Here is an 8,885-nt window from a genome sequence, read left to right on the forward strand (position 1 = left end):
TGGCCGGGGTAGTTGGTGCCGTCGGCGAACCAGAGTTTCAGGTCGCGGGAGCCGGTGGCGTCCATGATGTCGACGCATTCCAGGAGGTGGTCGAGTGCCTTGCGCCGGATCGCCGGGTCGGCGTGGCAGATGCTGCCGAGCTTGTAGTCGTCGTCCTGGAAGGTGTTGGAGTTGATCGCGCCCAGCTTCAGGCCGCGCTCTTCCGCGTGCTTGGCCAGCGCGGCGTAGTCGTCGACCTTGTCCCACGGGATGTGCAGCGCCACGGTCGGCGCGACGCCCGTGACGGCGTGCACCTGGGCCGCGTCGTCCAGCTTCTCCTGCGGAGTGCGGGGAACGCCCTGCTGCGCGAACACCTTGAACCGGGTCCCCGAGTTCCCGTACGCCCACGACGGCGTCTCGACTGCCTGGGTTTTGAGCGCGGCCTTCACCGCGGCGAGCTCGGTCACTTCAGGGCTCCTGTGACGTCGGGCCGGAACGGCTTCCGTATGAATCGATTCAGTAGCCGAAGCTAGGAGTCGCCGGTGGGTGTGTCAAGCGTTCCGGCAAAGGCTCTCGTCCGTAGCCTGACCGTGACCTTTGGCTCTCGAAGGCATCTCGAAAACTTTTCGCGGCGGACCCATTGACGTGACATGGCCAGCATGCCTAACGTCCCGGCAACCCAGTTGAAACCTTTCACGACGCCGTGAAGCCTTCGTCGGCGTCGTCGAGGAGCCCCTCATGACCCACCCGTCCGACACGGGTCCGGCCCCTGTGCTGGCGCTCGAGGACGTCTCGAAGTCCTTCGGCGCGGTACGTGCCCTGCGGGACGTCTCCCTGGAGCTGTTCCCCGGTGAAGTGCACGCCCTCGCGGGCGAGAACGGCGCGGGCAAGTCGACCCTCATCAAGACGCTCGCCGGGGTGCACCGGCCGGACGCCGGCCGGGTGCTGCTCGACGGTGAGCCCGTCGTCTTCCACGGTCCCGGCGACGCCCGCGACGCCGGCATCGCCGTGATCTACCAGGAGCCCACGCTCTTCCCGGACCTGTCGATCGCCGAGAACATCTTCATGGGCCGCCAGCCGCGGCGCGCGCTCGGCCGCATCGACCACAAGGCCACGCACAACGCGACCCTGGCCCTGATGCAGCGCCTCGGCGTCGAACTCGACCCCGACCGCCCCGCCCGCGGCCTGTCGATCGCCGACCAGCAGATCGTCGAGATCGCCAAGGCCCTCTCCTTCGACGCCCGCGTCCTGATCATGGACGAGCCGACCGCCGCCCTCACCGGCAGCGAGGTGGCCCGCCTGTTCGGCGTCGTGCGCACTCTGCGCGACCAGGGCGCCGCCGTCCTGTTCATCTCGCACCGGCTGGAGGAGATCTTCGAGATCTGCCAGCGGGTGACCACCCTGCGCGACGGCGCCTGGATCGCCAGCGAGCCCGTCGCCGGCATGACCGAGGACGACCTCGTCCGCCGCATGGTGGGCCGGGACCTCGACGAGCTCTACCCCAAGCAGGACGTCGAGCCCGGCGAGGTCGCCCTCAGCGTCCGCCGGCTGACCCGCGAGGGCGTGTTCACCGACGTCTCCTTCGAGGTACGGCGCGGTGAGATCGTCGGTCTCGCGGGACTCGTCGGCGCCGGCCGCACCGAGGTGGCGCGAGCCGTCTTCGGCGTCGACCGCTGGGACGCCGGCGAGGTCGAGGTGGACGGCAGTGCGCTGACCAACGGCGCCCCCTCCACCGCGATGGCGGCCGGGCTCGCCCTGGTCCCCGAGGACCGGCGCGCACAGGGCCTGGTGATGGACATGTCCATCGAGCGGAACATCGGCCTCACCGGACTGCGCTCCACCGTCCGGGCGGGCCTGGTGGACCGTAGCGCCGAGCGCAGCCGCTCCCTGGACTGGGCCGTCAAGCTCCAGGTCAAGTACGCCCGGATCGCCGACGCCGTCTCCACCCTGTCCGGGGGCAACCAGCAGAAGGTCGTCCTCGCCAAGTGGCTCGCCACCGGCCCCAAGGTGCTGATCGTCGACGAGCCGACCCGCGGCATCGACGTCGGCACCAAGGCAGAGGTGCACCGGCTGCTGTCGCAGCTGGCCGCCGACGGCGTCGCCGTACTGATGATCTCCTCCGACCTGCCCGAGATCCTCGGCATGGCCGACCGCGTGCTGGTGATGCACGAGGGCCGGCTGACCGCAGAGATCCCGCGCGCCGAAGCCACCGAGGAAACCGTGATGGCCGCAGCCACCGGGAGGGCAGCCGCATGACGGTCGTCACCCCCAACGAAGCCCCCGTCGCCGACGTGCCCAGGTCCAGCGGCACCCGGCTGGTCGACCGCGTGTTCAAGATGCGCGAACTGGCCATCCTGGTCGTCTTCCTGGTGATGATCGCCGTCACCCAGACGGGCAACAGCGAGTTCCTGTCCGAGCAGGGCATCAAGGACCTCCTGCTGAACGCGACCATTCTGGTCCTCGTCGCCACCGGCCAGTCCCTGGTCGTCATCACCCGCAACGTCGACCTGTCGGTCGGCTCCACCCTCGGCATCACCGCCTTCGCCGCCGGCGACTACCTGCACGGCGGCGGCAACCCCGTGGTGGCGGTCGTGCTGGCCGCGCTGCTCGGCATCGGCTGCGGTCTGCTCAACGGCCTGCTCGTCAGCCTCGGCCAGGTGCCCGCGCTCGTCGTCACCCTCGGCACGCTCTACATCATCCGCGGCGTCGACTCCATCTGGGTCGGCTCCCGCCAGATCACCGCGGCCGACCTGCCCGGCTCCTTCGTGGACTTCGGCTCCGGCGGCATCTCCGCGGTGCCCTGGCTGGCCCTGATCGCGCTGGCGGTGCTGGTGGCCACGGCGTACTACCTCAAGCACTTCGGCAGCGGCCGCGAGCTGTACGCGCTCGGCTCCAACCCGGAGGCCGCCCGCCTGGCCGGCATCCCCGTCCGCAAGCGGATCCTGGCCGCCTACACCTTCTGCGGCGGCCTCGCCGGTCTCGCCGGCGCCATGTACCTGGCCCGCTTCGGCAACGTCGACTCCGGGACCGGCAGCGGCTACGAACTCACCGTCGTCAGCGCGGTGGTGGTCGGCGGCGTCGTCTTCACCGGCGGCTCCGGCAGCGTCTACGGCGCGGCGCTCGGCGCCCTGCTGCTGACCTCGATCAACAGCGTGCTGCCCGCCCTCGGCGTCAGCTCCGTCTGGGTGCTCGCCATCAACGGCATCCTGCTCATCCTCGCCATCGCGGTCGACCGGATCGTCGCGCTGCGCGTGGCTACCGCCCTGAAGAAGAGGAACGCCCGCCATGCCTGACTCCCTGACGCGCGCGGTCCGCTGGGACACGGTCGTCGGCGCGCTCCTGATCGTCCTGCTGCTGTTGTCCTTCGGCTTCGTCGACGGCTTCGGCAACGCCCTCAACCTGTCCTTCCTCATCGGCAACACCCTGCCGATCGCGCTGATCGCGCTGCCGATGACGCTGCTCGTCGTGGCCGGCGAGATCGACCTGTCCGTCGCCTCCACGGCCGGCCTGTCGGGCGCGGTGATGGGCAAGCTGTGGAACGAGGGCATGTCCATCGAGACGATCATCCCGCTGTGCCTGCTGCTCGGCGTGGTGTGCGGGCTGGTCAACGGCCTGCTCGTGACCCGTCTCGGCCTGCCCTCGCTCGCCGTCACCATCGGCACCCTCGCCGCCTACCGGGGTATCGCGCAGATCGTCCTCGGCTCGAACGCGGTGACCGACTTCCCCGCGCAGTACCTCGACTTCGCGGCCGGACGCCTCGGCGACACCTTCCTCCCGCAGGCGTTCCTGCCCTTCCTCGTGCTGCTGGTGATCGCTGTGATCACCCTGCACGCCACGCCGTTCGGCCGGTCGCTGTTCGCGATCGGCGCCAGCGAGGAGGCCGCGCGGTTCGCCGGCATCCGCGTGAAGCGGCAGAAGCTGATCCTGTTCACGGTGACCGGCCTGATGGCCTCCCTCACCGGCATCTTCTGGGCGCTGCACTACGCCAGCGCCCGCTACGACAACGCCACCGGGCTCGAACTGTCCGTCGTCGCCGCCGTCCTGCTCGGCGGGATCGACTTCGACGGCGGCAAGGGAACGCTCGGCGGCGCCATCGCGGGAGTCTTCCTGCTCGGCTCGCTGCAGAACGTGATGAGCCTGTCCAACGTATCCGCCCAGTCGCAGACCGTCGTCACCGGCGTGCTGCTCGTCGTCTCGGTGCTCGGCCCCCGGGTCGCGCGCCAGATCTCCGTCGCGAGGGCGGGCCGCAGAGCCGCCGCCTCGACCACGACGTCGTAACCCCCGCTCACCCTCGTAAAGGACCTCATCCATGCGCAAGTCGTCGATCCGCCGTACCTGTGCGGCCCTCGCCGCCGTCACCTCCCTCGCCCTGGCCGCCACCGCCTGCGGCGGCACCACCAAGAACGACGTCAAGGACGACACCGGATCCGCCGCCAGTTCCGGCAAGGCGAACCCGAACGCCGCCCTCAAGAAGGGCCTGACCGTCGGCTTCCTGCCCAAGCAGGTCAACAACCCGTACTTCACCTCCGCCGACAAGGGCGGCGAGAAGGCGCTGACCGAACTGGGCGAGAAGTACAAGGAGGTCGGCCCGGCCAGCGCCACCGACACCAGCGGCCAGGTCTCCTACGTCAACACGCTCACCCAGCAGCAGGTGAACGCGATGGCCGTCTCCGCGCAGGACCCGGGCGCCCTGTGCACCGCCCTGAAGCAGGCCATGAGCAACGGCATCAAGGTCGTCACCTACGACTCCGACACCAAGCCCGACTGCCGCAACGCCTTCGTCTCGCAGGCGTCCGCCGAGGACCTGGGCCGTACCGAGGTGCAGCTGCTCGCCGAGCAGATCGGCTACAAGGGCGAGATAGCGATCCTCTCCGCCGCGCAGACGGCGACGAACCAGAACACCTGGATCGGCTACATGAAGGACGAGCTGAAGGACCCCAAGTACAAGAACATCAAGCTCGTCAAGACCGCCTACGGCAACGACGACGCCCAGCAGTCCTTCCAGCAGACCCAGGGCCTGCTCCAGCAGTACCCGAACCTGAAGGGGATCATCTCCCCGACCACCGTCGGCATCAAGGCCGCCGCCCAGTACCTCTCCGGTTCCAAGTACAAGGGCAAGGTCAAGCTGACCGGCCTCGGCACCCCCAACGACATGCGTAAGTACGTCAAGAACGGCACCGTCGACGCCTTCGAGCTGTGGGACCCGGCCAAGCTCGGCGACCTGGCCGCCCGCACCGCGGTCGCGCTGGTCTCCGGCCAGATCACCGGCAAGGAGGGCGAGACGTTCAAGGCCGGCTCCACCGAGTACACCATCGGCAAGGACGGCGTGATCAACCTCGGCAAGCCGACCGTGTTCGACGCCAAGAACATCGACCAGTTCAACTTCTGATACCCAAGGGGTGTTGATGCAACGCGTGTGCTTCCTGCTGAAGGTCAGGGCGGACCGCCTCGACGAGTACCGTGAGCGGCACGCCGCCGTGTGGCCGGAGATGCTCGACGCGCTCCGGGAGACCGGCTGGCACAACTACTCGCTCTTCCTGCGCGAGGACGGCCTGCTCGTCGGCTACCTGGAGACCGAGGACTTCGCCGCCGCCCAGGCCGGCATGGAGGCCACCGACGTCAACGCCCGCTGGCAGGCGGAGATGGCGCCGTTCTTCGAATCGCTGGACGGCGCCAGACCCGACGAGGCGATGAAACCCCTCACCGAGGTCTTCCACCTCGCCTGATCCGGAAGTCCGGACCAGGAATCCTGGTCCGGAAGTCCTGGCCCGGAAGCGCTCTTCGAAAGCCCTGCTCGAAAGCCCTGCTCGAAAGTTCTGCTCGAAGTCCTGCTCGAAGTCCTGCTCCGAAGTCCTGATCCCCCTCTCAGGAGCCGCAGTCATGAGAAGACGTACCGTGCTCGCGTCCGCCGTCCTGGCCGCGATGACCGCACCGGGCATCGCACGGGCCGCATCCCCGGGCCCCTCGGTGACCAAGAAGGGCACCACCCTGCTCGACGCCACGGCCGTCTACTTCGTCTCCTACGACGGGCTGGTCAACAACAACTCGTTCCAGAAGAACGGCCTGTTGACCTACCGGGGCTACCAGTACGCCGCCTGGTACACCGCCGGCCGCGACGCCGTCGTCGCGCGCCGCGCGGTGGGCGGCACGACCTGGTCGACCGTCACGCTGCCCCACCGGCTCAAGAGCGACGACTCCCACAACGTCATCTCCATGGGCGTCTCCCGGGCCGACGGCCGGCTGCACCTGAACATGGACTCGCACAGCGACGGCTTCTTCTACGTGAAGTCGGCGGCCGGCCTCCTCGACAGCCCCGCGAACACCGCCTGGACCACGTCCGCCTTCGGCGCCGTGCAGACCACGCTGGACGGTCTGGCGCTCACCTCTCAGTTCACCTATCCGCAGTTCATCGCCACGCCCGAGGGCCGGCTGCAGCTCAGCTACCGCGTCGGCGTCTCCGGCAACGGCCGCAACGCCCTCGCCGAGTACGACGGTTCGCGCTGGACGGCGCTGGGGGAGTGGACCGGCTCCACCGGCACCTACACCAGCGCGCACGGCTCCAGCACCGCCCGCAACATGTACCTGCACGGCATCGACTACGACACGGCCGGCCGCCTGCACGCCCTGTTCACCTGGCGCGAGCAGAACGCCGCCGTGATGTGCAGCGGCGGCGGCATCACCAACCACGACACCGGCTACGTGTACTCCACCGACCGCGGCCGCACCTGGCGCAACGACGCCGGAGCCCTCGTCGCCACCACCGGTACCTCCGACACCGTCTCCGTCAACGATGGCGGACTGGTCGTCGACGCCCTGAACCCCGACCACTCGCTGATGAACCAGGAGAGCCAGGCGACCGACTCCGCCGGGCTCCCGCACGCGATCATCAGCTACGTACCCGGCCGCTTCGGCCAGTGCACCACCGACTACGTCGCCGACCGCACCGCCCACGGCCGCGCCTTCCACCTGCGCAAGAACGCATCCGGCGGCTGGCAGAAGACCGAGATCCCGGTCCCGCTGAACTCCAGCCAGCGCACCAAGCTGGTCCTGGACAGGTACGACAACGCCTACGCGGTCCTCCCCTACGGCCGGATCGCGGGCGCGTCGAAGTCCTCCGGGTACACCGATTGGGCGCTGCTGTACGACGGCGCCGGGCTGAACGCGTTCGGCGAGGTCGTCGTCGACGAGACGCGGGTGAGGCAGGACGGCGTCCTGTCGTTCATGTACCAGGAGAAGTCGAGCGGCACCACGCCCTCGGCGCTCCACGTCGTCGACTTCGCCCTGCCCGCGTGACCGGGGCTGACGTGCGCGGCGTTGACGGTAGTGTGAGGGCCTTCCCGCCCTCCCACGCTTCTGAGGAGGTCCCTGCCTGATGGCCCAGTCGGTGGGTATCAAGGACGTCGCCCGTGCCGCCGGAGTCTCCGTCGGCACGGTCTCGAACGTCATCAACCGTCCGGACACGGTAGCCGCCGAGACCCGGGCGCGCGTCCTGTCCGCGATAGACCGGCTCGGCTACGTCCGAAGCGAGTCCGCGCGCCAGCTCCGCGCGGGCCGCAGCCGGATCATGGGACTGCTCGTCCTGGACATGGGCAACCCGTTCTTCGTCGACGTGGCGCGCGGAGCCGAGCGTGCCGCCCGCGAGGCCGGTCTCGGCGTCATGGTCTGCAACAGCGCCCAGAGCGCCGGCGAGGAGGCGGAGTACCTCTCCCTCTTCGCCGAACAGCGGGTGCGCGGCGTGCTGCTGACGCCCGCCGACGCGACCGGCCGGAACATCGAGACGTTCCGGCGGCACAACATCCCCTTCGTCCTCGTCGACCGGGTCGCCGAGGGCGCCACCGAGTGCTCGGTCTCCGTCGACGACGTGGCCGGCGGCGCCCTGGCCGTACGCCACCTCATCGACGCCGGGCACCGCTCCATCGCGTACGTCAGCGGCCCGCCCGGCCTCAACCAGGTGCGCGACCGCCGCACCGGCGCCCTGGGCGCCCTGGCCGAGGCCGGGCTCGGGCCCGAGTGCCTGCGCGAACTGCCCACCGAACGGCTCGACGTCGCCGCCGGCCGCGACGCCGGCGCCCGCCTGCTCGGCCTCGCCGACCGCCCGACCGCCGTGTTCTGCGCCAACGACCTGCTCGCCCTCGGCGTCCTGCAGGCCATGTACGCGGCCGGCATAAAGGTCCCCGACGACCTCGCCATCGTCGGCTACGACGACATCGAGTTCGCCGCCGCCGCGGCCGTCCCGCTCACCTCCGTGCGGCAGCCCGCCGTCACCATGGGCGCGATGGCCGCGGAACTGCTGCTGGAGGAGACCGAGGCGGACGGCAAACGGCACGAGCACCGGCGCGTCGTGCTCCAGCCGGAGCTGGTGGTCAGGCGCTCCAGCCTGTCCGCCCGCTGAACGGGTGCTCGCCACGATGTCATGATCCCGGGTGGTGGTGCCCGGACGGGCATGTGCTGGACTGGGACGCGGTCCGCCATCCGTCCGTCCCGGGAGAGACCCGTTGACCGTCACGTACCGCCAGCCCGGCGTCGTCCTGACCGACCGCCACTTCACCGTGCCCCTCGACCACGACGACCCGGCCGGAGAGACGATCGGGCTCTACGCCCGTGAGGTCGTCGCGAGCGACCAGGCACACCGGGAACTGCCCTGGCTGGTCTACCTGCAAGGCGGCCCGGGGTTCGGGGCGAACCGTTTCGTCGGGAAGCAGGCGTGGCTCGGACGCGCGCTGAAGGAGTACCGGGTGCTGCTGCTCGACCAGCGCGGCACCGGCCACTCCACGCCCGCCAACCGCCAGACGCTCCCGCTGCGGGGGGGGGGGGGGGGGGGGGGGGGGGGGGGAGCGGATCTAGTCGGCCTAGGGCGGTCTCGCGTGCGGCCCTGCGGGTACACGGCGTAGCGCTTCACATACAGC

General features: G+C 69.9%; 7 protein-coding genes and 2 pseudogenes. 8 read left to right on the forward strand and 1 reads right to left on the reverse strand.

Annotation, left to right across the window (positions count from 1 at the left end):
• A pseudogene (locus ACZ5GT_RS40345) lies at positions 1-446 on the reverse strand (L-rhamnose isomerase); the annotation flags it as partial.
• A 271-nt stretch (positions 447-717) separates the two neighbouring features.
• Here ACZ5GT_RS40345 and ACZ5GT_RS40350 point away from each other — a divergent pair.
• The 8 genes and pseudogenes from ACZ5GT_RS40350 to ACZ5GT_RS40385 all read left to right on the forward strand — a co-directional run.
• Entirely contained in the window at positions 718-2,235 is a 1,518-nt protein-coding gene (locus ACZ5GT_RS40350) for a sugar ABC transporter ATP-binding protein (protein WP_469036835.1), read from the forward strand.
• Positions 2,232-3,272 (forward strand): ABC transporter permease, encoded by a 1,041-nt coding sequence (locus ACZ5GT_RS40355; RefSeq protein ID WP_469036839.1) that lies wholly within the window; start codon positions 2,232-2,234, stop codon positions 3,270-3,272. Before ACZ5GT_RS40350 ends, ACZ5GT_RS40355 begins: the two co-directional genes overlap by 4 nt.
• Complete coding sequence (locus ACZ5GT_RS40360; RefSeq protein ID WP_469036843.1) at positions 3,265-4,257, forward strand: ABC transporter permease; 993 nt, start codon at positions 3,265-3,267, stop codon at positions 4,255-4,257. The genes ACZ5GT_RS40355 and ACZ5GT_RS40360 overlap by 8 nt, the downstream gene beginning before the upstream one ends.
• A gap of 31 nt (positions 4,258-4,288) precedes the next feature.
• On the forward strand, positions 4,289-5,368 hold the full coding sequence (gene rhaS / locus ACZ5GT_RS40365; protein ID WP_469036846.1) for a rhamnose ABC transporter substrate-binding protein: 1,080 nt from the start codon (positions 4,289-4,291) through the stop codon (positions 5,366-5,368).
• Positions 5,369-5,384: 16 nt separating this feature from the next.
• The gene (locus ACZ5GT_RS40370; protein ID WP_469036849.1) at positions 5,385-5,705 is read left to right on the forward strand and encodes an L-rhamnose mutarotase; all 321 of its coding nucleotides are present in this window, start codon (positions 5,385-5,387) and stop codon (positions 5,703-5,705) included.
• Positions 5,706-5,859: 154 nt separating this feature from the next.
• Positions 5,860-7,272, forward strand: a complete 1,413-nt coding sequence (locus ACZ5GT_RS40375; protein WP_469036852.1) for a BNR repeat-containing protein — start codon at positions 5,860-5,862, stop codon at positions 7,270-7,272.
• 79 nt (positions 7,273-7,351) lie between these two features.
• Entirely contained in the window at positions 7,352-8,371 is a 1,020-nt protein-coding gene (locus ACZ5GT_RS40380; RefSeq protein WP_469036854.1) for a LacI family DNA-binding transcriptional regulator, read from the forward strand.
• 103 nt (positions 8,372-8,474) lie between these two features.
• A pseudogene (locus tag ACZ5GT_RS40385) lies at positions 8,475-8,789 on the forward strand (alpha/beta hydrolase); the annotation flags it as partial.
• Between the last annotated feature and the right edge of the window lie 96 nt (positions 8,790-8,885).

It is taken from the genome of Streptomyces sp. NPDC031340 (assembly GCF_055569945.1).

Coding starts and splice junctions, on each gene's coding strand:
- ACZ5GT_RS40380 (WP_469036854.1), top strand. CDS start 7,352: ATGGCCCAGTCGGTGGGTATCAAGGACGTCGCCCGTGCCGCCGGAGTC.
- ACZ5GT_RS40375 (WP_469036852.1), top strand. CDS start 5,860: ATGAGAAGACGTACCGTGCTCGCGTCCGCCGTCCTGGCCGCGATGACC.
- ACZ5GT_RS40370 (WP_469036849.1), top strand. CDS start 5,385: ATGCAACGCGTGTGCTTCCTGCTGAAGGTCAGGGCGGACCGCCTCGAC.
- ACZ5GT_RS40360 (WP_469036843.1), top strand. CDS start 3,265: ATGCCTGACTCCCTGACGCGCGCGGTCCGCTGGGACACGGTCGTCGGC.
- rhaS (WP_469036846.1), top strand. CDS start 4,289: ATGCGCAAGTCGTCGATCCGCCGTACCTGTGCGGCCCTCGCCGCCGTC.
- ACZ5GT_RS40355 (WP_469036839.1), top strand. CDS start 2,232: ATGACGGTCGTCACCCCCAACGAAGCCCCCGTCGCCGACGTGCCCAGG.
- ACZ5GT_RS40350 (WP_469036835.1), top strand. CDS start 718: ATGACCCACCCGTCCGACACGGGTCCGGCCCCTGTGCTGGCGCTCGAG.